Here is a 24784-nt window from a genome sequence, read left to right as displayed (position 1 = left end):
AACGATGGAACGGAAGCAACGGGACAACCGGGGGGCGGCGGAGCCGGGGCGCGATCTGGTCGAACTGGTCGACGTCACTCGCCATTACGATGTCTCCAGGCCGTGGCTCAACCGCGTTCTTGAGCGAACGGGCCGACGCATCCTGCGGGCCGTTGACGGCGTTTCGTTCTCGATCCGCCGGGGCGAGACTTTTGCCCTGGTCGGTGAATCCGGCTGCGGAAAATCGACCGTTGCCCGGATGGTGGTCGGACTGGAACCACCGACGGACGGGCGGCTGACATTTGACGGTGTCGATATCGGCGGGCTGGGCTATCGCGCCGATGCCGCCGCGGTGCGGCGCCGGTTCCAGATCGTCTTTCAGGATCCCTATGCCAGCCTGAACCCGCTTTGGCGGGTCGGCGCCATCATTGCCGAGCCGATCCGTGCTTTCGGCCTGGCCGGGGAAGGCCGTTCCATGGACCATCGGGTGGCGGATCTGCTGACGGGGGTCGGTTTGCGCGCCGGCGATGCCAACCGCTATCCACACGAGTTCTCCGGCGGGCAGCGTCAACGGATATCGATTGCGCGTGCGCTTGCCGGCGAACCGGAATTCCTGGTGTGCGATGAGCCGACATCGGCGCTGGATGTCTCGGTGCAGGCGCAGATCCTGAATCTGATGAAGGATCTTCAGGACCAGCGCAGCCTGACTTATCTGTTCATCAGCCACGACATGGCCGTGGTCCGGCACATGAGCGACCGCGTCGGCGTCATGTATCTGGGTCAGCTTTGCGAGATTGCGCCGACCCGCACGTTGTTCCACATCCCCCGCCATCCGTATACCCGGATGCTGATCGACACCATTCCCGATCTGGAGATGACGGGGCGCGAGCGCTCTGTCATCGGCGGCGATCTGCCCAATCCGCTCGATCCGCCAAGCGGGTGTCCCTTTAACGCCCGGTGTCCGCACGCCAACGACCGCTGCCGGAGTGAAGTGCCGCAATTGATCGAGACGGGTGAGGCCGGGGCGAAAGTGGCCTGCCACGCAATCGAGGAAAAGCGCCTGACGCCGACGCCGCTGATATCGTGAGGCGGCGCCGGTTCGTCATCGGTAAGCCGGGTCCGGTCAGGCCGAGTGAGGGTCCGGGGCATCGGCGATCGCCGCCAGCACATGGGCGAGAGCCAGATCACGGTCCCGCGCGCGTTCCGCCGGACCCCGCGCTTTGCGGACACGTTCGAAGTGGCGGACGATCACCCGGCGCATGAAGTCGGGCAGGTCTTCGGTGCTGAACGATTCCAGCATGCCGCCGATGCCGGCGTCACCGCCGGCGATGTCCATGTTGAACAGCGGACCGCTGATCGCGTATCGGCGTCCGATACCACGGGTGACGGCCTGATCGATCTGATCGGGCGTGGCCTCGCGCTGTCCGATCATCCAGAACGCTTCCCGCAGGATCGCGGTATGCAGACGGTTCGCGATCAGGACTTCCATTTCGGTCTTCATGCGCAGCACCGACCGACCCGATGCAGCAATTGCCGCGTCGACGCGGTCCATGGTCGTGCGGCTGGTCGCCTTGCCGGGCGCGATTTCGACCAGGGGCATGTATTCCGCCGGTTCCAACGGATGGGCGGTGGCCATGCGGGACGCGCCGTCAAATCCCGCCTGGATGTCGGTCATCAGCAGGCTGGAGCAACTGCTCAGCAGCAGCGTGTCCGGTCCGGCGGACGCATCAAGCTGGCGAAACACGTCGCGCTTCAGTTCCAGTTTCTCCGGGACGCATTCGTGAACGATGTCGGCGGCGGCGCCGACCTCGCCGATGGTCGGAACGACAGTGACCGCGTCGGCCGCCGCATTCGGTGCCAGACCCAGGATGGCCATCGGTTCTGCCGCGGCTTCGATCTTGGCGGCCAGGACGGCACCGGGATCCGGTTCCGTCGACGTCAGTACCACGCGGTATCCCCGGTAGTGGTACCAGACGGCCCAGCCCAGGCCGATGCGGCCGGCGCCGACGATGCCGATGACGGGAAGGGGCGTGTCGGCATCGGCCGGGCCCGCGGAGGTCGTGTTCGCGTTTTTCATCATGGGGTCAGCAGGATCACGGCAATTGAAAGGGACTGGCTATCGCTCAGGGACAGGTGAACGGTCGGCACCCGTCCGAAATCGGCTTTCAGGCGGTCACGGCAGATTTCCTCCATGATGAGAAACGGGGCGCCGTCGTCGCGGTTTGCGACCGAGACATTGGCGAGCCCCATTCGGGCGATTCCGAGCCCCGAAGCCTTTGCCATGGCTTCCTTGGCACAGAAGCGGTTGGCCAGGGACGGCAGCGGATTGCGCTTGGCCAGGCAGTAGGCTTGCTCCTGCGGGGTGAAGATCCGGTCGAGGAAGGCCTGCCCCGTCCGGTCGATTGCCCGCTGAAGCCGTGCATGTTCCAGGATGTCGACGCCCATGCCGAGAACCGGAACATTGTCGGGGAGTGGTATCATTGACTGCACCGCACGTCAGAACAACCGCCGATAGGTCAGCATGGCGCGTTCGCTGAATGGAATAAGGCCGAACTCGCTGCGGTCCGATCCGGCAAAGACTTCGCCGACGAGTTCGAAACGATCGGCGGAGGTTGGCTCGTAGGTCAGGCGGGCGCGGGCGGAGCTGCTGGAATCATCCAGATTGTGGATGCCGACGAGGGAAAGGTCGAAATCCGACCCGATGGCGATGTCACTGAGCCGGGCGAACAGGTAGTTGCGTCGAAGCGGACTTTCGAATGCGGCGCCGGCAGCGAGGCCCAGTTGTCCCGCGGCAGACGCCGCAGCCGGGCCGCCGGCCCTGAATGCCGGTGCGGCCCGATCGATCAGGGCTGCGATGTCGTCGAACTCGCTGTCGGAATAGCCGCGTGCGTCATGATAGAATTCGCCATTGAGTGTAATGCCATTCTCGAATGTATAAGTCGCGCCCACGACAATTTCGGGATAGACGCGGTCGCCGTCGGCACTGTCGGGAAAAGTGACGGGCTGCCCATTGACCGTCGCCGTACTCAGACGGTCGCGGCCGCGGCGGAAATGCAATGCACCTTCCGAGTAAAGGATGGTTGCACGGCCCAAAGTCGCGGATAGGTTGTAGCCAAGGGCAGAGCTATGGCCGACTACGGCGTTGACGGAAAAATCGGCATCGATGGTTTCGAAGGTACCCTGATAGTCGAGGTACAGCCGGGTGGGTGTTTCCTGGACTTGCTCGATTTCCGGCAGCACGGCGGCTGTCACCGTTCCCGACGTCGTGAAATATTCTACACCGGCCACAATGTCGCCTGCGATCTCGGCCCGCCGGTCGTCATCGCGTAGCAGTCCGTCGGATTCTTTGCCGGCATTGAGAAAATCCGTCGGGTTGAATCCGTTGGCCACGCCGCTGACCGTCCGTTTCAGACCGGCGAACAGGAATGCTTCCGGCGTTGCCATGACGTCGACATAGGCTTCGTCGATGTTCAGACGTGCCGACCAGCGATCGATGTCGTCATAGGTGAGTTTTGGCCGCAATCCGATGGTAAGAAAGGCATCGCCCGGTCGCTCAAGCACGATCCGACCGACCGCCTCCTGAATGTGGCTTTCAGTGTCGAAAATGGCACCGTCAGGATTGATGTCGGCGTTGTCACGAAGTCCGTGCACTCTGCTGCGAAGATGGGTGCTGGCGTTGACCAGCCAACCTTCGAGCGGATCGAATGCGGCTTCCGCCGGTTCTCCGGCATCTGCATCCGATGCTGTCAACGGCAATGGTGTCAATGCCGCGGCGGTTCCGGCAAGGAAACCGGCGATGGCGGTTCGGCGGACCGGCCGATGCTTTATGGCGGCATGGCGTCCGTCCGACCGATCTTCCCTGATATGCGGGTCCATGGGAGTCCTCGCTTGGGTTCCAGAGAGGCGATGGCGGGGTCCTGTCAAGGTCGCCGCGTTCAGGGGTGTCCGATACCGGACACCCCTTTTGGCAAGGAGAGAGGCAGCACCGTTGTCCCGTGCATCAGCGAACACGCGTCATGAACGAGCGCTGAAAATACTGATCCGGCGTCACCTCGACGGCCATGTCATAATAGCGCATGGTCGTAACTTCGCCGGTGTTGACCGCGCTGTGTACCTCCAGCACCGTCGGGCGTTCGCGGCCGAGCAGTTCCTCGTATTCTCCGTAATAGGCCGTATTCAACAACCGCCCGGACAGGGCGAAGAACTCCGCCTTGATCGGATGGCTATTGTCCTGTCGGACCCACAGCGTCAGGCTGCCATAGGCGGCGAAGTCACTGTCGCGCTCCAGCGAAAGGCGCCAGGCATCGACGCCGTCGACGGTATCGGCCTCGATCGCCGTAGCATCATAGTCGAGCGAATAGACGACCCGTGAGACATCGGCGTTAGCGACAGTTCCCGAAAGACGCTGCTGAGGCGAGATCCGGATCGGGCGGCTGGTGCCCGGAATGTAGATCCACATATTGTCTTCGACGCTCAGCAGGACCCGCCCGGCTTGATCGGGCGGGTCACTGAAGACCACGAGACTTTTCTCGGAATCCTTGACCCGAACGCGAAGGGCGCTGGTGTCTACCTCGTCGTCGCTTCTCGATTCCACTTCGAGACTGAATACGAAGTCGGTGTCGGGGGCTCTGATTTCGTCGACTTCTTCCAGGATCACGTTCGGGTCCGGCAAGCCGGAGTCCGCTGAGGATTTCCCGGGCACTGACAGGACCGCCAGAGCCGGGGCCAGCATCAGCGCGGCCAGAGTGCGGAGGGCCGTCCCGCCAGCGGCGGCGGCCCCAGCCCCGGCCCCAGCCCCAGCCCCAGCCCGGTTCTCGGCGCGGGGACTGAAGGGCGAGCGGTTTTGTCCGGAGATATCGGTCATGAGTGCTGCAATGCCTCCACAATCCTGAGACGGGATGCCACGATGGCTGGGTAAAGAGACGAGACGACCGAGGCGCCGACGGTCAGGGCGAACGCATAGGCCACGATGCCGGGATCTATGACGATCAGTGCATCGAAGCCGACCGTTTGTCCGGGCGGCGGCGGCATCGGAATCCCGCCGGCAATATTGATGACGACGGCGAGCAGTATGCCGATGCCGATGCCGAGCAGGCCGCCGAGGATGCCAATTGCCAGACCTTCGGCCAGAAACATTCGCATGACGGACAGGCGCGGACTGCCGATGGCGCGCAGGGTGCCGATTTCCCGGATTCGTTCGAACACGGACATGCTCAGCGTATTGGCAATGCTGAACAGGACGACCAGGCTGATGATGATCGAGAAGACGCCGAAAATGCCGTTATAGAGCGCCACGACGTTCTGGTAGAAGCCGGCGATGTCTTCCCACCAGCGATACTCCAGATCCAGTCCGGTTCGGTCCATGGCATCGACGACGGCCGCGCGCGTTGCGGTTTCGTCGGCCTCGGGATCGAACAGAACCAGAAGGCTTTCGACCGCGTCGGTGTTAAGGGCTTGTTGCACCAGTGAAATCGGCAGCTTGATGAAGACACTGTCGAAGTCTTCAGAGCCGGTTCGCGCGATGCCAATGACTTCGAACTCGATGGCATTGATCACACCGTCATGGGTGGTTGTCATGATCATGACGAAGTCGCCCGGTTCCACGCCCAGGCTCTGCGCGAGTTCCTGGCCGAGAATGCCGCCTTCGGTATCGTCAGGGCCGAGCTGAAATCCGCGCGTGATCGTCTCGAAGTCGTTGAATCCGCCTTCGCGACCGGGCATCACGCCAATCACATTGGCATTGATCGTCGTTTCACCGGTACTGGCCAAGCCGGAAAAGGTAAGGCGTCGGGTCACCGTTTCCAGGGCATCGATGGAGGCGAGTTCGTCCTCGACCCGTTCGGGATCTTCGATCAGGTAATCGCCGGGATTGGCCGTTCCGTTCTCGGTGAAGCCTTCCTTGTGGATCTGCATGTGACCCAGCTGGGTTCTGATCGTCGATTCCTTCAATCCCTGGAACGAGAACTCGATGAACCCGCCGAACACCACAATTGCCGATATCCCGGAAACGATAGCTGAGAAAGTAATCAGCGTTCTTCGCTTATTTCGAAAGATATTTCGGAGCGCCAGAAATAAATTGCTCATTATGCCACCATTGCTCCGTCGTGAAGTGCCAGTCTCCGTTTCGCATAATCCTGAACCATCGGATCGTGAGTGGAGAAAATGAACGTAGTATTCATTTCTTCATTCAGGTTCGCCATCAGATCGAGGATTTCTCGACTCGTCCCGGAATCCAGTGCGGCGGTCGGTTCGTCCGCCAGTACCAGTTTCGGTGTGTTTACCAGGGCCCGCGCGATGGCGACCCGCTGCCGCTGTCCGCCGGACAGCTTTTCCGGCCGGTGCTTGACGAACCGGGCCAGCCCGACCTTTTCCAGAATGGCGGCAACCTTTTCGCGGCGCTCGCGGCGCGGGACGCCGGCGACGATCATCGGATACTCGACGTTTTCCGCCGCCGTCAGCACCGGTATGAGATTGAAGGACTGAAAGACGAAGCCGATGTTGCTGTTGCGGAGTGCCGATTGCCGCCGATCGGATTGTCCGGCCACGGGCTCCCCGAACAGCGAGACGGTGCCGCTCGTCGGCAGGTCCAGACATCCGATGATGTTGAGCAGAGTGGATTTGCCGCTGCCGGACGGCCCGGACACCACAATCCGTTCCCCTTCGGCGATGTCGAGATCGACACCATCGAGGGCACGAATCTCGGACTCGCCCATTTTGAAGATCTTTGTGACGCCGCGGAGCCTAATCATTGATTCAGGGCCTCCTGTGCCCGCTCGCCCCATTCGCTGTCCGGGGCGAGATCGATCGCGCGTTCGAGATGCGTCTCCTCCTCTTCGCGGTCGGGCGTCAGTTCGGCAATTTTCACATGGATCTGCGCGATGGCTTCGGGGGATGAGCCGATCTCTTCCTCCATCCGGTCCACCGCCATCCGGAAGTCGTCGAGGGCGATGGTGTGGCGCTCGAACATGTCGGGCAGCGAATAGCTGTGATTGGCGCGCAGCAGGCGAAGGCGGATGTTGTCGCGGTCGGCGCGGACAGCTTCGTCGATGAGGGCGATGCCCCTGTTGGCATTGCTGACGCGGGTTATGACGTTCCATGAATCGCGGGCGCGCATGGTCGTCGCGCTGCCGAGATAGGCACGGGCCATCTGGTCGTCCGGGTCGATCTCCAGGACACGCTCAAGGTATTCCTGAGCAGCCGACGGCGCGCCGCCGACTTCGATCGAGCCCAGATTGTGATGGGCGATGCCCAGCGTTCTCAGCGCGTCGAGATCGTTCGGATCTTCGGCGATCGCCGCCTCGGCGGCCTCAATGTAGGGAGCGAGCCCGTCCTGGTCCATCGTCGCATAAAGCGCCGGATCCACTGCGAGAGCCGGACCGACCGTTCCAAGCGAGGCAACCGCCAGTATGGCGGCTCCCCGGATGGCGGATTTGCATGCCGCCCTGATCGCGTTTCGCATGGTGGGTAACCCTATTCTCGTGAGCCGATGTTGAAGTCGCCGGTTACGAGCGTGTCGCGGCCGGCCTTGATTTCGCCACGGACCTTGCGCAGGTCGCCCATCTGGGTCTGGACGGCCATGCGGATGACCATCTGGTCGCCAGGAACCGCCGGCTTGCGAAGGCGCATATTGACCGCGGCAAGGAAGAACTGGCGCTGCTTGCCGCCTTCTTCGGCGACGGATTCCGGGGTGCGGCCGATAAAGGCCGCCGTCTGAACCATCGTCTCGGCCAGAAGAACGCCGGGGACGATCGGTTGACCGGGAAAATGCCCCTGGAAATACGGCTCGTTCACGGTGACGTTCTTCACCGCAACGGCGTGGTCGTCACCGACCTCGATGATCTTGTCGATCAGAAGGAACGGGTAACGATGGGGCAGCAACCGCATGATCGCCGCGGAATCGAAGATGACCTCGTTGCCGGACATCGCCGGACCCCCCTTTTAGACCCGGCCGAAGACGACGGTGCTGTTGCTGCCGCCGAAACCGAAATTGTTCGACATGGTGATCTTGACGTCGCGCTCGTGGGATTCCTGGCGGATGCCGGGGAGCGGCGGGTCGTCAGGCGTCTGGAATGTGGGCGTGCCCGGAACGAAGCCGTTGCGGATGGCGGCCAGCATGGTGACGGCCTCGATGCCGCCGGTGGCGCCGAGGCAGTGACCGTGCATCGACTTCGTCGAACTGACCGGTACCTCGTGGGCGTAGTCGCCGAACACACGATGGATGGCCCGTGCTTCGGAGGCATCGTTGTGAGGTGTGCCGGTTCCATGGCCGTTGATATAATCGAGTTGCTGCGGCTCGACCTTCGCGGCTTTCAGGGCATTGGACACGGCCGCCGCTGGGCCCTTGGCGGTCGGATCCGGCGCCGTCATGTGCTTTGCGTCCGTGCTCTGCCCGTAGCCCAGGAATTCCGCCATGGGGACGCCGCCGCGGCGTAGCATGTGTTCCTCGGATTCCAGAACGATGATGCCGGCACCTTCTCCGAGAATCAGCCCGTCGCGGTTCTTGTCGAATGGGCGGCACGCGGTCGGCGAGACGTTGCGCATGATGTTGAAACCCGCAACGGTCATCTTGGCCATGGTGTCGAAGCCACCGGTGATCACGACATCCGCGTCGCCGATGGTGATCAGGTCATGCGCATAGGCCATGGCCGAATTCGACGATGCGCAGGCGTTGGAGAAGACATAGCCGCCGCCGCCGAAACCGAATTCGTGAGCGATTCTGTTGCCGGGAACATAGAGCTGCTGATCCAGAAGCAGCGCTTTCCGGCCTTTCCCACGCTCCCGGTACGATTGATAGAACTTCTGGTAGTTGACCGATCCGCCCAGCGTCGATCCCAGGCTGACCGCCGTATAGTCGGCGTCGACATCGCCGTGGGACAGCCCGGCCATGGCCATTGCTTCCCGCGCAGCAACCACGGCCATCTTCGAGCTGCGATCCATGCGTTGCAGTTCCCGGGCGGAGAAATGCTGGTGCGGATCGAAATCCAGGGCTTCGCATCCCAGAGCGCCAGCGACTTCAGACGCGTCCATCGACTGAATCGGCCCGGCCGCATTGCGGCCAACCCTGAGTGATTCCGTAAACTCGGCAAAGTCCGTTCCGATAGAGCAGACAATGCCCGCTCCAGTGATCATTACCCGTCGCGATGACATCCACCATTCCTCCGACTGCGTGGGCCTGGCCCCCACGATTGAAGCCGCAATGCTGCCAGGAGAAACCCTTAAAAAGTGTATATATCCATCAAATTTTCCCGTTAAAGGTACTTCCGCCGACGGCTGGAAAGGCAACCTCACGTGTCTGGCGGGTCGAACTGATAGAATTTTTGCACTACCTAAGGGAAAAGCTTTTCAGACGATACACGTTTAGGTATATTCTCGCAACTTCAGATATAATTCTTATGGGTTAACACACGCTGTTGATTCGAGCATTCCGACGGAGCCGCCTGTTGAAGGCTTTCGTGATCGCTGCTCGGAATTGGAGGTGGAATGGCAAAGATCGACCTGCCCGATATCGACCTGCCGGCCTTGAGGCATCGGCCGCCATTCGTTTTCCATGACCGCATCGTCAGCCTGGATGCCGAGGCTGCGGCCGGCATTTTTCACAGCGGCGCCGAATCCGTGCACTACTGTGACGGCCGCTCGGTCGACGGTGTTGATCTGATTGAGTCACTGGCGCAGGTCGCTGGCATTCAGAACCGGTACTACTTTCCCGATCTGGGGCAGGGATATCTGGTTTCGGTCGACGATCTTGAACTGGGCGCCTCGGTGCCCCGGCCCGCTGATCTGCGCCTCTCGGTTAGGCTGGTCGAATCGCGGGGGCAATACTTCGAATACCACGGCGATGCCGAGGACGCGGCAACCGGGGCGACGGTGGCCAGCGGCCGGTTCGTGACATACCGCGCCAATCCTGTCCCGGAGTCGGCGGGTCGCACCGAATCCTGCGACGGCTGGCGGCTGCTGCATGCAGGCCATGTGGCCGAAGACCGGCAACGCGCGGAAACGCTGCGCGAGTGGGATATCAAGTCCGACGGCGCGGTCGTCCATCGCCGCTATGACCCCACCGAGACATTCTTCCTCGGGCACTTCCCGGACGAGCCCATCGTGCCGGGCATCATTCACGTCAAGGAGATGGTTCGGGCATGTGGGCACTTCCTCGGTTCGGCCCGGCTGCGCGACGGCGTGGTCGACGGTGGCCGCATCGAAAAGGTCCGCTTCAACAAGCCGGCTGGGCCGGGTGATCTGGTCGAATACAAATGCACTGTGATAGAAGGTGCAGAATCAAATGTAAAATTCCGATGTATGGCAATATCGGATCGACGAAAACTTTCAACTCTCAATATTAATGTTTTAAAAACAAATTGAGACTATAAGGCACACCGCTTCTTGCTGTAAAATTTGACGGAGATAGCACATGGCATCGCCATCTATAGACGAAATCAGCTCTGTGATTCGCGACAAAATTCTAATTGAAGGGCTCGAACTGGAGGAGATGGGATTTTCCCAAGACGAGTTGAGCGACGACATCCTGCTGCTTGACCCGTCGGGCGTAGGGCTCGATTCGGTCGATGCGCTGGAACTCGTTGTCGGCATTCGCAAGCATTTCGGAATCGATGTGGGCGAGGTCGATCAGGAATGGTTCGACGAACACTGCAAGTCGATCGGACACCTTGCCAAATTCGTGGAGCAGCAGCTCAAGGCCGGCAACGCCGGAACGGCATGACAGCCTCGTTCACATCCAGACCCGCCGGGGCGTCGCAGTTCCGGAACGGCTCGATGCCGTGACTTCCGGCGTCCGCGGGGGGTATGTGCAGAGGTGAAGTCCAAGAGAATTGGAAGGGGCGGCAGTTATGCCCAAGCGCTATTTGTTCGTAGATTGCCTGGACACGGTGGGTCGCGCTGTCGTGGACGCCGTCGCCGGGACGGCCGGTGAAGGTGCGGTTCACCGTCTGCAGGCCATGGGCCGCGATGGTGACGAACGCCCGGCAGGAGGCCTCGTCGCCGGTGCCGATATCAAGCGGGCGGCTGCCGAACACGGGCCGTTCGACGTGATCGTGATCGGACCGCCGATCGTTGACGAGTCCGAAATGATCGATGCCGACAGCCGGCCCAACGAAGCCGTGATCGAAGCGATCGACAGCGCGGCCAAGCGCAGCCTCGATATTCTTCAGGCGGCCCTGCTGGTGTCGCTGGATCGGGGCGATGCGCAGATCTGGTCTCTGGGGCTGGACGATGCGTTTGCCTATTACCTGGAAGGCATGCCCGTGGCGCCGATTGTAACCCAGACCCGGGTGTCCTGCATGCGGACCCTTTCGCGGGAATATGCACGAATGGGCGTCAGGCTGAACTCGGCGATATTTCAGCCGCCGGCGGACATGGTCTCAGCCGACGCGCTGAAAAAGGGCCGCAAGGATCTGAAGACCTATTCGATGAGGCACAAGCTGGTCGATGCCGACCGCCAGGCCTCGCTGCTGACCGGCTATCTGGCGGCCGACGCGCTTGCGCTGAACGGCGCTACGCTCTGCCTGGGTACCGGCGTAAACGAATTCAATATCTAACAGGGGCCCGCAATGCGATTCGCAGACAAAGTGGTTCTGGTAACCGGCGGGACCCGTGGCATTGGCCGATCGATCGTCGACCGGATGGCTCAGGAAGGCGCGCGCATCGCCGTCACGTATCGCCGCGATGAAGACAGCGCCCGCGCGGCGATGGCCGATCTGGAGGCGCGGGGAGTGACCGTGGATCTCATTCGCTCGGATCTGGCCGACCCTGGCGAAGCGGCGACGCTGCCGGACCGCGTGGTGGAACGGTGGGGCCGGCTCGATTGCCTGGTCAACAATGCCGGTGGCACCCATGACGGCGCGTTCGCGACGATGTCGCCGAAAGACTACGAACAGGTCATCGAGACCAATCTGACCGGAACCCTGCGGCTGTCGCTTTATGCCGCGAAGCATCTGGTCGAAACGAAGGGTTCGATGGTCATGCTGTCCTCGCTGGCCGGCGTCTTCGGCAAGGAAGGGCAGGGATCGTATTCGGCAAGCAAGGGCGGTCTCGTCGGCATGACGCGCTATCTGGCGCGGGTGTTCGGGCCTGACGGTGTCCGCGTGAACGCGGTCGCGCCGGGTTTCATCGAAACCGACATGGTGCGGGCGCTGGAGCCGGCGATGTACGAGCACGTTCTGCGCGGCACGGCGATGAAGAAAATGGGTCAGCCCGAAGATGTGGCCGGAACGGTGGCGTTCCTTGGTTCCGATGACGCGGCCTACATTTCCGGCAGCGTGATCCGAATTGACGGTGGGTTCCACAGATAGTCCGGCCAGGGGCAGCGCGATAATCCGGCGCTGGCGACAAATCAGGGAGTTCTGGGCGTGGATGCGATCAGTTTGAATACGACCGAACAGGACAGTCGCCGGCCGGTGATCACCGGCATGGGCGTTTGCAGTCCATTGGGAAATGATCTCGACAGCTTCGGCGCCGCCGTTCTCGACGGTCGTGATGCGATCGATCGCATCACGACATTCGACGCCGACAAGTTCGAAAGCCAATTGGCAGGCGCCTTTCAAGACGACACCGGACTGAACGTTTCGGAGCGCGACAAGAGCTGGATGGATCGTTGTGCCTGGTACACGCTCCATGCGCTGAAAGAGGCGCTGCAGCGTGCGGATTTCGATCCGGACGCCATGGCACCGGAACGGATTTCCGTGGCGCTGGGTACCTCGCATAGCGGTCTCGTGCGAACTGAAGACGTCGCCCAGGCCATCGTCGACAAGCGACTGGAAGACAGCGATCCGCGCCATGCCCTGGCGACGCTGATTTCTCATGTCAGCGCCGTGGTCTGTCATGCGACCGGCGCGCGCGGCGAGCGGGTCACCATTTCTTCGGCATGCGCATCGTCGAACAACGCGCTTGGCGTCGCGGCCGACCTGATCCGGGACGGCCGCGCCGATGTGGTGATTTCCGGCGGCGCCGATACCGTTTCTCTTTGCGTCATGGCCGGCTTCAACTCCCTGAGAGCGCACAGCCCGGAGAAGAACGCACCGTTCAGCACGCCGGTCGGTCTTAATGTCGGCGAGGGCGCCGGCGTTGTTGTGGTGGAAAGTCTGGCCCACGCCCAACGGCGCGGCGCCACCCCGGTTGCCGAGATCCTTGGCTACGGTCTTTCCGGTGATGCGCACCACATCACCGCACCGGACGATACCGGCGACGGCGCCGAACGGTGCATGCGCGAGGCGCTGTGGCAAGCCAATATGGCGCCGTCGATGATCGACTACATCTCGGCCCATGGAACCGGCACCGAAGCCAACGACGCCGCCGAGGCCAAGGCGTGTCTGCGGGTGTTTGGCAGCGACGTGCCAGTCAGTTCGTCGAAGTCGTTTCTGGGGCACACCCTGGGCGCGAGCGGTATCCTCGAAATCCTGGTTACGCTGCTTTGTGCGGAACGGAATCTGATCGCGCCGACGATGAATTTCCGCGGTCCGCGGCCGGGCTGCCCGGAACTCGATTTCGTTCCGAACGTGGCGCGGGAAGGTGCGGTAAGAACCTTCATCTGTAACAATTACGGCTTTGGCGGCAACAATTCCTCGGTGGTCCTGACCCGCGACGTCGCGAAATACGAGGTTCGCCCGATCGAGAGTCACGATGTGGCCATTACCGGTGTCGGCGTGGTGAGCGCGCTGGGCCATGACGCCGATACCGTCTTCAATGCCCTGCTAGAAGGACGATCGGCGCTGCAATTGAGCAACGAGCACGAGGCGTGGGTCGGACTGACGCCGAAGCTTGCGTTCACGGATCCGGACTTCAAACTGTTCCGCCGCAGTTCGCCGATGATCAAGTTCGCCATCCACTCGACGGCCGAAGCGATCGGCGGCGACCGCGATCTGATCCGCGGCAACAGCCAGGCCGGACTGATCCTGGGGATCAACAACTCCGCCCAGAAGAGTACCGAAAAATATCTGGAGTCGGTATTCGTCGACGATCCCAGTCTGGCCAGTGCTCACCATTTTCCGATGACCACGATGAATGCGGCCGGTGGTCAGACCTCGATCATCTTCAAGGTCAAGGGCTATACGACGACCGTGTGCGGCGGATTCTCGGGCATTCACTATAGCCACGACCTGCTTGCCCAGGGTCGGCAGGACATCATGCTGACCGGTGGCTCCGACGAGGCCACGCCGACGCTGACCGAAGTCCTGAAGCACGTGAACCTTGCAACGGCCGAGAAGGCGTCCGTGTTCGGCACCGACGGTTTCGGCGTCAATTTCGGCGAGGCGGGGGCGTCGCTGAAGCTTGAGCGGGTTGAGCACGCGGCCGGCCGTGGCGCGCGGATCCTGGCACGAATTCTGGGGACGGCACAGGGCCAGGATGCCGGTCTCAATCTCTGCCGGCCGGACGGCCGCGGCCTTGCCGACGTCATTCGCACCGCGCTCGGCCGCTCAAGGGCCGAGGCGAGCGATATCGAGGCGATCGTGGCCTTCGGCGTCGGCAGCCGTCACACGGTTATGGCGGAAGGGCGAGCGGTTGCGGCCGTGTTCGGCGAACAGGCGCCGCCGATCACGGCTCTGACCGGAGCTGCCGGCTACGCGCCGTCCGCGCTCCCGGCGCTGACGCTGGGCATGGCCGCCCAGGCGGTGTCGCGCGGCGTGATGTTCGGCTGCGTCGGTGCGGCGGCCGATGTGCCGGGTATTCTGCGCGAGCCTGTGGCCCTGTCTGCCGGGGCCCGTGTTCTGGTCATCGGCACCGATCCGACAGGCGTGCACAGCGCCACGGTACTTGCACGCTGAGGAGGGCCCGATGTCCACAACGCCGGTCGGAACCAGCTACTACAAGGTTTGCTTCGGCGATACCGACGCTGGCGGTGTCGTCTATCATGCGCGCTATTTCGAGATGGCGGAGCGTGGACGCAACGCCTTGATGGAGGAATTCGGCGTCCCGGTGGGGCCCCTGTTCGATGATCGGGAAATCGCCCTGGTGCTGCGGCGCGCTTCGCTGGAGTTCATCAAATTTGCCCGGTACGACGAGAATCTGAGGCTGGAGACGGGCATCCTGAAAACCAACCCCGCCCGGACCCGCTGGAGGACGTCGATATTCAATGCACGGACGCTGCTGTGCAAAGTGGACGTCGAGATCGTGTGCATCGACCGTAAATCGAAGACGCTGATCCCGGCGCCGAGCGATCTTGCCGACGTCTTTCAGCGTTTGCCGGAAGCGCGGCCCTGAACAGGGTCCAGGAAGCCGTCGGGGGCCGGTCGTAGTCCGGTCGTAATCCCGGGGCAGGGGGAATGACGGACAGGAAAGGGCACTGGCCCGAATTTGTCGGCGCCCGCCATCATTGCTGCAGGAGGATACACGTTTTGCTAGAAGGAAAGACCGCAATTGTAACCGGGAGTTCGCGGGGTATCGGCCGGTCTACCGCCCTCCTGTTTGCCCGAAACGGTGCCCGGGTGGTGATCAATCACACCCGACCGGGGGATGCGATCGATGAAACCCGGGCAGAGCTCGATGCCGCGGGGGCGGAATATATCGTCTGCCAGGGTGACATCTCGGACGTCGCTTTCGTCAAGGACATGGTCGCAAAAACCGCCAGCACGTTCGGCAGCGTCGATATTCTGATCAATAACGCGGGCATCACGCGCGATCGGCCCACGATGCTGATGACCGACGATGACTGGTACGACGTGCTGACGAAGAATCTCAGTTCGGCCTTTCTGTGCTCGCGCGAAGTGCTGCGCCCGATGATGCGTCAGAAGGATGGCCGGATCGTTATGGTGAGTTCGGTCACGGCTGCATCCGGCCGGGTCGGACAGGTCAACTACGGGGCCGCCAAATCGGGCATGAACGGCATGATGCGGTCCCTCGCGCGCGAGGTCGGGCGCTATCAGATCCGCGTCAACTCGATGCTGGTCGGCATCACCGAGACCGATATGACCAAGCAGCTCCCCAAGGACATGGTCGTCGACCTCAAGAAGGGGCTTGCCCTGCAGCGTTTCGCTGAACCCGAGGAAATCGCCAACGTGGCGCTTTTTCTGGCGTCGGATATGTCGAGCTTCGTCACCGGCGCGGAATTTTTGATAACTGGTGGAGGATATATGTGATGGCCGAAGCGCGGATTGACCTTGCGCGCGCAAAGGCGCGCGAACGCCGTGAGATGCTTGAGCGTCTCAAAGGCGTTCTCATTGACCAGCTCATGCTGTCGTTCGATCCCGATGAAATCGCGGATGATACGGGCCTGTTCGGTGCCGGTCTGGGACTGGACTCCGTCGATGCTCTGGAAGTGATCTTTTGTGTCGAGAATGAATTCGGTATTCGAACGGACAATGACGACATGCTGGCCTTTCGAACGCTGAATACCGTTATCGATCTGGTTGAAGAGCGGTCGGAGGCCTGAATCATGACAAGCACATACTCAGTAGTACGCGACGGTGTAGCCTTCATCAATTTCAAGGATGAAGGCAGATTTGAAATCAGTGGTTCCGATGCTACCGCCTTTATGAATGGTCTCGTGTCGAAGGATCTGGAGGCGCTGGAGGAACTGCGGACGGTTCAGACACTTTTCCTCAATGACGCCGGAGAGGTCATTTCGATCGCCTGGGTCATGGTCGACCGCGACCGACTGGTCATTCTGACCGAACCGGCCGACCGCGACCTGCTTCGCGATCATCTTCAGGCGAAGCTTGCCGAAGCCGGTGGCCTCGACGTGACGGTTTCCGATCTTGGCGAAACCATGCAGAGCCTGGCGCTCATGGGGCCGTCGGCGCAGAAGCTTGCCACAGATGCCGTCCATGAGGACATCATCGGTCTTTCGTTCCTCAGCTTCGATCAGTACGACGAAATCGATGCACTGGTGATGCGCGTCGGCTATGTCGGCGAATACGAATATCGCATTCTGGTTCCGCAGGGCGATGAGACGGTCGAAAAGAAGATCCGGGAAGCCGGCGCGGAAATCGGGCTGGAAGAGATCGACCCTGCCGGTCTGGCGCCGCTGATGCTCGAAATGCGCCAGATCACGCGCTCGCGCGATCTGAACGGCGTGTCGCCGATTGAAGCCGGTCTTCATGAGATGATCGATTTCAAGAAAGAAGAATTTATCGGCCGAGATGCCGTGCTGGCGATGAAGGACAACATCGAGCGCCGCCTGATGACCGTTGTCATCCCGGGCCCGAAGATCGCCGCTTTCGATCCCGAGGTCCGCATCGACGATGATGTCGTTGGCCGGGTCGTGTCGCATGACTATTCCGAGGGCATGGAATCGATGCTGGTGCATTGCGTGGTCAACAGCGACGTCGCGGCCGTCGGTGTGACCTATGACCTGTACGACGGGTCGGGTGCTCTCGTTGCCGGTACGGCGCAATCGGCGCCGCTGCTGCTGACGAAAACGATCAAGGGCGTCACCTGAGCAAGCGGCGGGCCGGCCATCCGGCCCGCCGCGCTTTCGTTCCGTTTACGAATGTTTTCCGTTCACCGGCACCGGCTCTGGCAAACGACCAATGGAGACAAGTGCATGTCGGCGCAATCCGAAGCCGTAACCGATTCCCCGGAAGAAACCGATCTGCCGCTGGCAGCGTCTGTCAACATGATGCTGGCGTCTATGGTCGCAATCGTTCTCGCCTTTACGCTGGCGATCTTCACGCCGCCGATATTCGGCTTGACGGCCTGCGTTGCCATCTACGGGCTCGTCGTTGCGCAGGAAATCCGGAACGGCGTGTTCGCGCCGACCTCCATTACCGTTCTCGTCGTCTATGCGGGCTTTGCCAGTCTTGTCTGGATAGGAATCGATCCCGACACATGGTTGCACCAATTGGCCCTGGTGTTGTTCGGGGCACTGACGATTGTGACAGGGACAATGCTGGCATTCGGCAAGCCTTTCACGATGGTCTATTCGCGCAGTAGTGGCATGAAGTCGCTTCATTGGTTCGGCAGTTCATTCTGGGTGGCCGCATTTGCTTTGGCGGCCTTTACAGCCTACTATTTCCGTCCCTCGGTCTGGTTCGTGTTGGCGCCGCTGATCATCATCATGATGGCGGTCATGTCGGTCATCATTACCAACTTCTTTTATTTCGGTCCGCGGCATGTGCGCGAACGCCGGTTCCAAATCGGCGAGCTGACCTTCGAGGAAATGGCGCCGACCGAGGAAAATCTCAGCCGCTTCTTCGAGATCGTTGCCGGCGAGTTCTGGCAGGTTGCGTCCAAAGACAAGAGCAACCGCGCCAAGGGCATCACCAAGGCCGATCTGCACGAAAAATTCCTGATCCATGACTCCGAGTTCAGGAAGTACAACACCTATTTTCGGGCCATGAATGGTGAAGAAACAGTCGGCGTCGTCTGCTTCCACCACGATAATAAAGATGTCGGGCTGCCTGTCGAAAGTGGAACCAAGATTTCATTCGACGCGCTGAGGCGACGCGGCAAGGTCGCAGAAATGGACCTCATCGGCGTTATTGAGAAATACCGGATGCGCAACGACGCGTTCGTAGGCCTCGTCAAATGCGGCCTGGATCTGGCGCACGATCTCGGGATCGATTTTCTTGCCATCGAATCTTTCCCCACGCGGCAGGGGCTCTACAAGAAAGTCGGCTTCGTCAATGTCACCGACGAGCCGCGTCTGTCCAGCGTCGATCAGTACGGCTACATCCTGCCGATGCGGCCAATGGTCGTAAACATGGGCGCCACACTCGCGACAGCGGCAGAGGATCGGAGCCTTTCCACCGATGCACTGGGCGAAAGCCTCAACATGTATCTGGCCGAACGCGCCGCAAAGAGAATGGTCCTGAAGCATATGTTCTCGTTTCGCAAGGAACCAATATGGGAAATGGGCCCCGACGAATTGAAGAATGCGGTCGCGCTGACCGGATGATCTTCGACTGATTTCAGAAATTCTTGATAAAGAAGAAGGAATCCCATGAGCAATAACGATCTGGTTATTACGGGTATCGGTGCGATCGGGCCGTTCGGTATTGGACGCGAGGCGCTTCGGGAAACCGTCTATGGCGGCCGCAAATGCCTGACCAAGCTGGATGAGCATTATTACAAGGGGTGGGCGGCCAAGGTTCCGCCGTTCAAGGTTCAGGATCACGTGCGGTCGACCCAGGCGCAGCGTGCGCCCCTGATTTCGCGGCTGGCAATCACGGCGACGGCACTGGCAATCCAGGACGCCGAACTCGACACCCGGACCGACTACAAGGATCGGCTGGCCGTCATCTATGTCACCGGACACGGCCCGTCGATCACGGCGAACCAGATGCAGGAAAGCATCTATCAAAGCGGTCTGGGATCGGTGAAGCCGCGCCTGTTTCAGGAGGGCGTCTATAACGCGCCCGTCAGCCTGATCAGCATTCACTATGGCATCCGCAGCCCGGTGCTCGTCTGCTCCATGGGCAGTGCATCCGGTCCCTATGGCCTGAAGATGGTTCAGGACTACATGGCGCGGGAAGACATCGATTGCGTCGTGCTGGTTTCCGCCGACGAGATGGCCAGTGTGTTCGGTGAAGGTCTGGAGCAGTTCGGTCTGCTGTCGCCGAACGACGGCGGCGAGGCCTGCATGCGGCCGTTCGACAAGCGAATGAACGGCCGCCTGACGGGCGAGGGCGGGGCCGCGCTGGTCATCGAACGCCGCAGTTCGGCCGAAGAGCGCAGCCGTCGGCCCTATGGGCGGATTCTGGGCGCTTCATCCGGCATGGACGGTCACGACGTCGGCTTCGATGCGCCGACCGGCGACGGGCTCCGCCGTGCCATTCGCAAGACCTTCAAGCGCACCGATTGCGGGCCGTCGGATGTCGTCGGCCTCTTCTCCGGCGCAATGGCCAATCCGCATGACGACAAACTCGAAGCGGCCGTGCTGTCGGAAACCTTCGACGGATCGGGCGGTATTCCGCCGGTCACGTCGACCCGCCCGACGCTGGCGGATGCCGTCGGTCCGGCGGCTTTGTTCGATACCATTCTGGCCCTGGATGCGCTGAACGAGGAAAAACTGCCCGGCGTGCCCGACTGGGAAGGGCCGTACGAGGGTTGCGAGAACGTGCCGATGGCGGTCGGCCCGACGGCGATCAGGGATGGCAGTGCCGTCATGATCACGGCGATGGCCTTCCACGGCAATTACTCGGCCGCATTGATCGGGCGGGCCTGACGTCATGGCGCCCCCAAGCCGAAAAATCGCGTTTCTCTTCCCCGGTCAGGGCGCGCAGGCCAAGGGCGTTGCCTCAGCCTATCGCGAAGCGTTCGCCGGTATCGCTGAACGGTTCGAGCAGGCGGCATCGATCACGGGGATCGATGTCGATCTGCTGACGGGTGACCGGGCGCCGGATGTTGCCGATGCCACGGATATCGTGCAGCCGGCGATCTTTACGCTGAGCACGGCGATCGCCGCCGAACTGGCGGCCGCAGGCGTGCGGCCGGCGGTTGCCGCCGGTCACAGTCTGGGTGAATTGTCGGCGTTGACGGCCGCCGGGGCCCTGAGTTTCGAACAGGGCGTCGCCCTTGTCGCGCTTCGCGGGCGGCTGATGCGCGAGGCTGGCGACCGTGATCCCGGTACCATGAGTTCGGTCATGGGGCTGGATGAGGCCGAGATCGATGCCGTTCTCGGGGACCTGAACGAAGCGGTCTGGCCCGCCAACCTGAATGGCGGTGGGCAGATCGTCATTTCCGGCCGCGTGGACGCTGTCGCCCGCGCGGGTGAAGCGTTGCAGAGCCGGGGCGGCGCCATCCGGCCGCTTTCGGTCAGCGGGTCGTTCCACACACCGCTGCTGGCCGAGGCGGGGGAGACGTTTGCCCGGGCGGTGACGGAGATTGAGGTCGCGGATCCGTCATATCCGGTGATATCGAACATTACCGCCGAACCACTGACGACGGCGGCCGACATTCGCGCGGAGCTGGCCGCTCATATGACGTCACGGGTCCGGTGGGGTGACAGCGTCGAGGCAATGCGGGATGCCGGTATCGATACTTTCGTCGAGGTCGGGCCGGGTAAGGTGCTGAGCGGCCTGGCCATGCGCATCGACAGGAACCTGCGCCCCCACAATACCCAGTCGGTGGCGTTCTTCCAGAGGACGCTCGAACAGATTGGGCCTGAATGATGACGGAAACCAGCGGGGTCGCGTCCTTCGACAACGTGAGCAAACGCTACGGAGACGTGACCGCGCTGGACGGTATCGATCTGACCATCCAGTCGGGGCAGGTGACGGCGCTGCTGGGTCCGAACGGGGCCGGCAAGACAACGGCGCTGGAATTGCTGGTCGGGCTGCGCGGCGCTGACCATGGCACCGTGTCGTTGTTCGGCGGCGATCCGCGTCTGGCGGCGTCACGCCGACGGGTCGGCGTGACGCCCCAGCAAACGGATTTTCCGCCGGGGGCTACGCCGCGCGAGATCCTTCACCTCGTCGCCTGTCACTACTCCAGCCCGATCGGACCCGGGACACTGATGCGCCGGCTCGGTCTGACAGACGTGGCGGATCGGCCCAGCGGCGGTTTCAGCGGCGGCCAGAAGCGGCTGTTGGCGCTCGGCTGCGCCTTTATCGGCAATCCGGATCTCGTGGTTCTCGACGAGCCCACCACGGCACTGGATGTCGGCGTCCGGCGCGACGTCTGGGCGGAAATCGCGCGGCAGGCCGGGGCCGGACGGGCCGTCCTGCTCACCACTCACGCCCTTGAGGAGGCCGAGGCGCTGGCCGACCGGATCGTCGTCTTCCGGTCGGGCCGGATCATCGCCGACGGCACGGTTGCGGAAATCGCCGCCCGCGCCGGTGCGCGCCGCATATCCTTTCTGGCGGACCACTCCCCCGACCTCGACGGCATCGGCAGCGTGTCGGTCGATGGTGCGCGACATGACGTGCTGACGACGGATTCCGACGAGGCGGTCCGCCGTCTGGTCGCCTCCGGCGTCTCATTCCGCGATCTGGAAGTTGCCAGAGCCAGCCTGGAGGAAGCCTTTCTGTCGCTGACCGGCCAGGGGTCCTGACAGGGTCGCCGGCCGCCCGGACCCATAATCCTCAAGCCCCATAATCCTTAAGCCGCGAACGAACTGGGACAAGCGCGCCATGAAATCGATCCCGATCCCGTCGCTGAAGCTGACGCTCGCCTTCGTTCGCCTTGAACTGATGGATGTGGTGCGTCATCCCGCCTATCTGTTTCCGACGGCGGTTCTGCCGCTGATGCTGTTCGTGTTCTTCGGCGTGCCCAACGCCGGCACACCTGCCGAAGCCGGGTTCATGCTCGGCTCGTTTTCGGTCTTTGCCGTTCTGGGCGTAGCGTTCCATCAGTTCGGTGTGGGCATCGCGCAGGACCGGGCGACGCCGTGGCAGCGCTATCTGCGGACGTTACCGGCTTCTCCCGTCAGCCAGTTCGTCGCCCGCATCGCCGCCGCCATTCTGGTCGCGGCGGTCGGCGTCACCATTCTGGCCGTGGTGGCCGTGGCGACAACGCCGCTGGCATTTTCGCTTGGCCAGTGGGTGCTGCTGGCCGCCGCGCTGACGCTGGGGGCTGTGCCCTTCGCCGTCGCCGGGATCGCCCTGGGCTATTGGACGAGCGCGAAATCAGCGATCGCGATGGCCAATGTCATCTATCTGCCGCTGTCCTATCTAGGTGGGCTCTGGGTGCCGCCGATGGATCTGCCAGCGTTCGTCCAGCAGATTTCGATCTTCATGCCCTCGCGTATGGTTGCCGAACTGGTCTGGCCGATCCCGTTCGGTTTTCCGGTCGGGTGGTATCCGTTCGCGGGGCTGGCGGTGTTCTTCTTTCTGTTCAGCCTGCTGGCGTGGTGGGGCTATGCGCGCGAGGAACAGCGCCAGTTCCGATAATTGCCCAGGTATGGGGGAACCAGCGGTTCATCCCAGCAGGCCGAGGTCGTCGAAGACGGGCAACAGCGCATCGTAGCCGGCGACCACGAGTGCCGCGCCGGCCGTCAGCAGGGCTTCGCCGTGGCCCGGCGGCGTATGGGATCCGCCGGCGAAACCGATGACCGGCAGCCCGGCCTGGTGCGCGGCCGTGACGCCCGCGACACTGTCTTCGACCACGACCGTGTCGTCCCGGCGGCCGCCCAGCGATTCGAAGGCAAGATTGTAAATGTCGGGGGCGGGTTTCGGCCGGCTGACCCGTTCGGCGGCAAAGATCGTCGCCGGGTCGAAATATCCGGCCAGTCCGGCCTTGTCCAGAGAGGCCCTGACCCGGTCCGCGCCGCTGTTCGATGCGATACCCCGCGCGCCGGTCATGCGTGACAGGAACGCAGCCGCACCCTCGATCTCCGTTACCTCCGACCGCAGGGCCAGATCGATGGCGTCTTCAACGGCGATGACAAATCCCGGCGGCAGTGTGACGCCTGCCTCGTCGGCCAGCGTGGCGACCATTTCCGGTGTCGTCCGGCCGGTAAAGCGCTGTGCCAGATCGACTTCGTCGGTGGCGACACCCAGCGCGCCCAATTCACGCCCAACCACCATATTTGCCAGCCATTCGCTGTCGACCAGCACACCATCACAATCAAAGATCGCCAGTCGCGCGCGGTCGGGCAGGGATGTCTCAAAGGTCATTGTTCGCCGGATTCCTCTTCGTCAGGGCGGCACGCGGGTCGGATGATGGAGCGTGCCGATCGGTTCCCGGCGATACTGCCCGGTCGGCGGCGAGGGTCAACCCGTTTTAAGCGCCCGATCCCATTCCTGCCGGATTTCCGCATTCGGTTCGGCGTCGCGGCGCCGGCCGGCCTCGGCGGCGATCTCGGCACTGTCGGCGAGCTGCGAGAAAGCCCAGACGGCCATTGCCCGCACCAGCGTGGAGGAATCCGACAGACGCTCCCGCACCGTGGGCAGCAATGCCGGCATGGCGCTGTTGCCGATCGCGATCATGACATTGCGCACGAAGCGGTCCCGTCCGATCCGCTTGACCGGCGAGTTTCGAAACACGTCGCGAAATCCGGCATCGTCAAGATCGGCCAGATCGGCCAGTCGCGGGGCGCTCAATTCGACGCGCGGGAGAAAATCGTTCTCGTTGGTCCTGCTGGCGAACTTGTTCCACGGGCAGACCGCCAGGCAGTCGTCGCAGCCATAGATGCGGTTGCCCATGGGCGCGCGCAGCGCCTCCGGGATATGCCCCTTGTGCTCGATCGTCAGATACGAGATGCAGCGGGTGGCGTCGAGTCGGTAGGGCGCTGGAAACGCATCGGTCGGGCAGACTGACAGGCAGCGGTTGCAGGATCCGCAGTGATCGGGCTCCTGTTCGTCGGGCGGCAGATCGATGTCCAGAAACATTTCGCCCAGGAAGAACCACGAGCCGAGCCGTCGAGAGACCAGGTTGGTATGCTTGCCGGTCCAGCCAAGGCCGGCGCGTTCCGCGATCGGCTTTTCCATGACCGGCGCGGTATCGACGAAGACCTTCAAGGGACGGCCGGTGCGGGCGGCATAAGCGCGCGCCAGTGCCTTCAGACGTTTCTTCATGGTGTCGTGATAGTCGCGATTGCGGGCGTATACCGACACGGCACCGCGCGATTTCTGTTCCAGCAGCGTCATCGGGTCGTCGGCCGGACCATAGTTGATCGCCACCGACATTACAGTCCGCGCATCGCCCCAAAGCGTGCGCGGCTCTGCGCGGCGGTCTGCGGTTTCGGCCAGCCATCCCATATCGCCGTGGTAGCCAGCCGCCAGAAACCCGTCGAGACGCTCGCGCAGCCCCTCGAACGCATCAGCGGGAGCGAATCCGACGGCATCGAACCCGATTTCCAGCGCTTGGCTGCGCAGCCACGACCGCAGGCCGGCCGGGCTGCCGGTGTCGTCGGTAGTAGGATCGGCGACTGTCATCGCTGCGGCTTTCAATAACCTGGGGGCCGGGTCATCGCCGGTCG

The 24784-nt window shown here is 62.4% G+C and carries 26 protein-coding genes; 15 read left to right on the top strand and 11 right to left on the bottom strand.

Annotation, left to right across the window (positions count from 1 at the left end; genetic code table 11):
- Positions 1-4 precede the first annotated feature (4 nt).
- The gene (locus tag ABZ728_RS09795; protein WP_366656235.1) at positions 5-1066 is read left to right on the top strand and encodes an oligopeptide/dipeptide ABC transporter ATP-binding protein; all 1062 of its coding nucleotides are present in this window, start codon (positions 5-7) and stop codon (positions 1064-1066) included.
- A gap of 36 nt (positions 1067-1102) precedes the next feature.
- On the opposite strand, the gene ABZ728_RS09790 is transcribed toward ABZ728_RS09795, so the two are convergent.
- The 9 genes from ABZ728_RS09790 to ABZ728_RS09750 form a co-directional block, all read right to left on the bottom strand.
- Positions 1103-2059, bottom strand: a complete 957-nt coding sequence (locus ABZ728_RS09790) for a 3-hydroxyacyl-CoA dehydrogenase NAD-binding domain-containing protein (RefSeq protein WP_366655916.1) — start codon at positions 2057-2059, stop codon at positions 1103-1105.
- The gene (gene acpS / locus ABZ728_RS09785) at positions 2056-2460 is read right to left on the bottom strand and encodes a holo-ACP synthase (protein WP_366655915.1); all 405 of its coding nucleotides are present in this window, start codon (positions 2458-2460) and stop codon (positions 2056-2058) included. Before acpS ends, ABZ728_RS09790 begins: the two co-directional genes overlap by 4 nt.
- A gap of 15 nt (positions 2461-2475) precedes the next feature.
- Positions 2476-3855: a hypothetical protein gene (locus tag ABZ728_RS09780; protein WP_366655914.1), complete on the bottom strand. Its 1380-nt coding sequence runs from the start codon at positions 3853-3855 to the stop codon at positions 2476-2478.
- Between the two features lie 124 nt (positions 3856-3979).
- Positions 3980-4843: an outer membrane lipoprotein-sorting protein gene (locus ABZ728_RS09775; RefSeq protein ID WP_366655913.1), complete on the bottom strand. Its 864-nt coding sequence runs from the start codon at positions 4841-4843 to the stop codon at positions 3980-3982.
- The gene (locus tag ABZ728_RS09770) at positions 4840-6063 is read right to left on the bottom strand and encodes an FtsX-like permease family protein (protein WP_366655912.1); all 1224 of its coding nucleotides are present in this window, start codon (positions 6061-6063) and stop codon (positions 4840-4842) included. The genes ABZ728_RS09775 and ABZ728_RS09770 overlap by 4 nt, the downstream gene beginning before the upstream one ends.
- Complete coding sequence (locus tag ABZ728_RS09765; RefSeq protein ID WP_366655911.1) at positions 6063-6728, bottom strand: ABC transporter ATP-binding protein; 666 nt, start codon at positions 6726-6728, stop codon at positions 6063-6065. Before ABZ728_RS09765 ends, ABZ728_RS09770 begins: the two co-directional genes overlap by 1 nt.
- On the bottom strand, positions 6725-7438 hold the full coding sequence (locus ABZ728_RS09760; protein WP_366655910.1) for a hypothetical protein: 714 nt from the start codon (positions 7436-7438) through the stop codon (positions 6725-6727). Before ABZ728_RS09760 ends, ABZ728_RS09765 begins: the two co-directional genes overlap by 4 nt.
- Positions 7439-7449: 11 nt before the next feature.
- On the bottom strand, positions 7450-7902 hold the full coding sequence (fabZ, locus tag ABZ728_RS09755; protein WP_366655909.1) for a 3-hydroxyacyl-ACP dehydratase FabZ: 453 nt from the start codon (positions 7900-7902) through the stop codon (positions 7450-7452).
- A gap of 15 nt (positions 7903-7917) precedes the next feature.
- Positions 7918-9126 carry a beta-ketoacyl-[acyl-carrier-protein] synthase family protein gene (locus ABZ728_RS09750; RefSeq protein ID WP_366655908.1) on the bottom strand — a complete coding sequence of 403 codons (1209 nt, stop codon included), beginning with the start codon at positions 9124-9126 and terminating at the stop codon, positions 7918-7920.
- A 333-nt stretch (positions 9127-9459) separates the two neighbouring features.
- Here ABZ728_RS09750 and ABZ728_RS09745 point away from each other — a divergent pair, with 333 nt between their 5' ends.
- The 14 genes from ABZ728_RS09745 to ABZ728_RS09680 all read left to right on the top strand — a co-directional run bounded on the left by ABZ728_RS09745 (position 9460) and on the right by ABZ728_RS09680 (position 22754).
- Positions 9460-10335, top strand: a complete 876-nt coding sequence (locus tag ABZ728_RS09745; RefSeq protein ID WP_366655907.1) for a hypothetical protein — start codon at positions 9460-9462, stop codon at positions 10333-10335.
- A gap of 49 nt (positions 10336-10384) precedes the next feature.
- The gene (locus ABZ728_RS09740) at positions 10385-10693 is read left to right on the top strand and encodes an acyl carrier protein (protein WP_366655906.1); all 309 of its coding nucleotides are present in this window, start codon (positions 10385-10387) and stop codon (positions 10691-10693) included.
- 127 nt (positions 10694-10820) lie between these two features.
- Positions 10821-11528 carry a hypothetical protein gene (locus tag ABZ728_RS09735; protein ID WP_366655905.1) on the top strand — a complete coding sequence of 236 codons (708 nt, stop codon included), beginning with the start codon at positions 10821-10823 and terminating at the stop codon, positions 11526-11528.
- 12 nt (positions 11529-11540) lie between these two features.
- Positions 11541-12281 carry an SDR family NAD(P)-dependent oxidoreductase gene (locus ABZ728_RS09730; protein ID WP_366655904.1) on the top strand — a complete coding sequence of 247 codons (741 nt, stop codon included), beginning with the start codon at positions 11541-11543 and terminating at the stop codon, positions 12279-12281.
- Between the two features lie 57 nt (positions 12282-12338).
- Entirely contained in the window at positions 12339-14750 is a 2412-nt protein-coding gene (locus ABZ728_RS09725) for a beta-ketoacyl-[acyl-carrier-protein] synthase family protein (RefSeq protein ID WP_366655903.1), read from the top strand.
- Between the two features lie 10 nt (positions 14751-14760).
- A complete protein-coding gene (locus ABZ728_RS09720) occupies positions 14761-15186 on the top strand; it encodes a thioesterase family protein (protein WP_366655902.1) in 426 nt (141 codons plus the stop codon).
- Between the two features lie 62 nt (positions 15187-15248).
- Positions 15249-16061 carry a 3-oxoacyl-ACP reductase family protein gene (locus tag ABZ728_RS09715; RefSeq protein ID WP_366655901.1) on the top strand — a complete coding sequence of 271 codons (813 nt, stop codon included), beginning with the start codon at positions 15249-15251 and terminating at the stop codon, positions 16059-16061.
- Positions 16061-16354: a phosphopantetheine-binding protein gene (locus ABZ728_RS09710; RefSeq protein ID WP_366655900.1), complete on the top strand. Its 294-nt coding sequence runs from the start codon at positions 16061-16063 to the stop codon at positions 16352-16354. The genes ABZ728_RS09715 and ABZ728_RS09710 overlap by 1 nt, the downstream gene beginning before the upstream one ends.
- 3 nt (positions 16355-16357) lie before the next feature.
- The gene (locus ABZ728_RS09705; protein WP_366655899.1) at positions 16358-17362 is read left to right on the top strand and encodes a hypothetical protein; all 1005 of its coding nucleotides are present in this window, start codon (positions 16358-16360) and stop codon (positions 17360-17362) included.
- A gap of 105 nt (positions 17363-17467) precedes the next feature.
- Positions 17468-18820, top strand: coding sequence for a hypothetical protein (locus ABZ728_RS09700; protein WP_366655898.1), 1353 nt, complete (start codon positions 17468-17470; stop codon positions 18818-18820).
- Positions 18821-18865: 45 nt separating this feature from the next.
- Positions 18866-20089: a beta-ketoacyl synthase N-terminal-like domain-containing protein gene (locus tag ABZ728_RS09695; RefSeq protein WP_366655897.1), complete on the top strand. Its 1224-nt coding sequence runs from the start codon at positions 18866-18868 to the stop codon at positions 20087-20089.
- 4 nt (positions 20090-20093) lie between these two features.
- On the top strand, positions 20094-21035 hold the full coding sequence (gene fabD, locus ABZ728_RS09690) for an ACP S-malonyltransferase (protein WP_366655896.1): 942 nt from the start codon (positions 20094-20096) through the stop codon (positions 21033-21035).
- Positions 21032-21916 (top strand): ABC transporter ATP-binding protein, encoded by an 885-nt coding sequence (locus ABZ728_RS09685; RefSeq protein ID WP_366655895.1) that lies wholly within the window; start codon positions 21032-21034, stop codon positions 21914-21916. The genes fabD and ABZ728_RS09685 overlap by 4 nt, the downstream gene beginning before the upstream one ends.
- A 79-nt stretch (positions 21917-21995) precedes the next feature.
- Positions 21996-22754 carry an ABC transporter permease gene (locus ABZ728_RS09680; RefSeq protein WP_366655894.1) on the top strand — a complete coding sequence of 253 codons (759 nt, stop codon included), beginning with the start codon at positions 21996-21998 and terminating at the stop codon, positions 22752-22754.
- 27 nt (positions 22755-22781) lie between these two features.
- Here the strand turns inward: ABZ728_RS09680 and ABZ728_RS09675 are convergent, their stop codons facing one another.
- Positions 22782-23480, bottom strand: coding sequence for an HAD family phosphatase (locus ABZ728_RS09675; RefSeq protein ID WP_366655893.1), 699 nt, complete (start codon positions 23478-23480; stop codon positions 22782-22784).
- A 96-nt stretch (positions 23481-23576) separates the two neighbouring features.
- Complete coding sequence (queG, locus tag ABZ728_RS09670; protein WP_366655892.1) at positions 23577-24740, bottom strand: tRNA epoxyqueuosine(34) reductase QueG; 1164 nt, start codon at positions 24738-24740, stop codon at positions 23577-23579.
- Positions 24741-24784 lie beyond the last annotated feature (44 nt).

This window comes from Fodinicurvata sp. EGI_FJ10296 (assembly GCF_040712075.1).
Lineage (GTDB): Bacteria > Pseudomonadota > Alphaproteobacteria > DSM-16000 > Inquilinaceae > JBFCVL01.
Note: the sequence above shows the minus strand (reverse complement) of the source record. Positions and strands in the feature narration are given on the sequence as shown.

Excerpts from the sequence above, each read along its gene's own strand:
- ABZ728_RS09795 (WP_366656235.1), top strand. The coding sequence starts at position 5 with ATGGAACGGAAGCAACGGGACAACCGGGGGGCGGCGGAGCCGGGGCGC.
- ABZ728_RS09720 (WP_366655902.1), top strand. The coding sequence starts at position 14,761 with ATGTCCACAACGCCGGTCGGAACCAGCTACTACAAGGTTTGCTTCGGC.
- ABZ728_RS09680 (WP_366655894.1), top strand. The coding sequence starts at position 21,996 with ATGAAATCGATCCCGATCCCGTCGCTGAAGCTGACGCTCGCCTTCGTT.
- ABZ728_RS09750 (WP_366655908.1), bottom strand. The coding sequence starts at position 9,126 with ATGTCATCGCGACGGGTAATGATCACTGGAGCGGGCATTGTCTGCTCT.
- ABZ728_RS09730 (WP_366655904.1), top strand. The coding sequence starts at position 11,541 with ATGCGATTCGCAGACAAAGTGGTTCTGGTAACCGGCGGGACCCGTGGC.
- ABZ728_RS09715 (WP_366655901.1), top strand. The coding sequence starts at position 15,249 with ATGACGGACAGGAAAGGGCACTGGCCCGAATTTGTCGGCGCCCGCCAT.
- ABZ728_RS09685 (WP_366655895.1), top strand. The coding sequence starts at position 21,032 with ATGATGACGGAAACCAGCGGGGTCGCGTCCTTCGACAACGTGAGCAAA.
- ABZ728_RS09705 (WP_366655899.1), top strand. The coding sequence starts at position 16,358 with ATGACAAGCACATACTCAGTAGTACGCGACGGTGTAGCCTTCATCAAT.
- ABZ728_RS09770 (WP_366655912.1), bottom strand. The coding sequence starts at position 6,063 with ATGAGCAATTTATTTCTGGCGCTCCGAAATATCTTTCGAAATAAGCGA.
- ABZ728_RS09740 (WP_366655906.1), top strand. The coding sequence starts at position 10,385 with ATGGCATCGCCATCTATAGACGAAATCAGCTCTGTGATTCGCGACAAA.
- ABZ728_RS09675 (WP_366655893.1), bottom strand. The coding sequence starts at position 23,480 with ATGACCTTTGAGACATCCCTGCCCGACCGCGCGCGACTGGCGATCTTT.
- ABZ728_RS09775 (WP_366655913.1), bottom strand. The coding sequence starts at position 4,843 with ATGACCGATATCTCCGGACAAAACCGCTCGCCCTTCAGTCCCCGCGCC.
- queG (WP_366655892.1), bottom strand. The coding sequence starts at position 24,740 with ATGACAGTCGCCGATCCTACTACCGACGACACCGGCAGCCCGGCCGGC.
- ABZ728_RS09760 (WP_366655910.1), bottom strand. The coding sequence starts at position 7,438 with ATGCGAAACGCGATCAGGGCGGCATGCAAATCCGCCATCCGGGGAGCC.
- ABZ728_RS09780 (WP_366655914.1), bottom strand. The coding sequence starts at position 3,855 with ATGGACCCGCATATCAGGGAAGATCGGTCGGACGGACGCCATGCCGCC.
- fabZ (WP_366655909.1), bottom strand. The coding sequence starts at position 7,902 with ATGTCCGGCAACGAGGTCATCTTCGATTCCGCGGCGATCATGCGGTTG.
- ABZ728_RS09700 (WP_366655898.1), top strand. The coding sequence starts at position 17,468 with ATGTCGGCGCAATCCGAAGCCGTAACCGATTCCCCGGAAGAAACCGAT.
- ABZ728_RS09710 (WP_366655900.1), top strand. The coding sequence starts at position 16,061 with ATGGCCGAAGCGCGGATTGACCTTGCGCGCGCAAAGGCGCGCGAACGC.
- ABZ728_RS09735 (WP_366655905.1), top strand. The coding sequence starts at position 10,821 with ATGCCCAAGCGCTATTTGTTCGTAGATTGCCTGGACACGGTGGGTCGC.
- ABZ728_RS09695 (WP_366655897.1), top strand. The coding sequence starts at position 18,866 with ATGAGCAATAACGATCTGGTTATTACGGGTATCGGTGCGATCGGGCCG.
- ABZ728_RS09790 (WP_366655916.1), bottom strand. The coding sequence starts at position 2,059 with ATGATGAAAAACGCGAACACGACCTCCGCGGGCCCGGCCGATGCCGAC.
- ABZ728_RS09745 (WP_366655907.1), top strand. The coding sequence starts at position 9,460 with ATGGCAAAGATCGACCTGCCCGATATCGACCTGCCGGCCTTGAGGCAT.
- acpS (WP_366655915.1), bottom strand. The coding sequence starts at position 2,460 with ATGATACCACTCCCCGACAATGTTCCGGTTCTCGGCATGGGCGTCGAC.
- fabD (WP_366655896.1), top strand. The coding sequence starts at position 20,094 with ATGGCGCCCCCAAGCCGAAAAATCGCGTTTCTCTTCCCCGGTCAGGGC.
- ABZ728_RS09765 (WP_366655911.1), bottom strand. The coding sequence starts at position 6,728 with ATGATTAGGCTCCGCGGCGTCACAAAGATCTTCAAAATGGGCGAGTCC.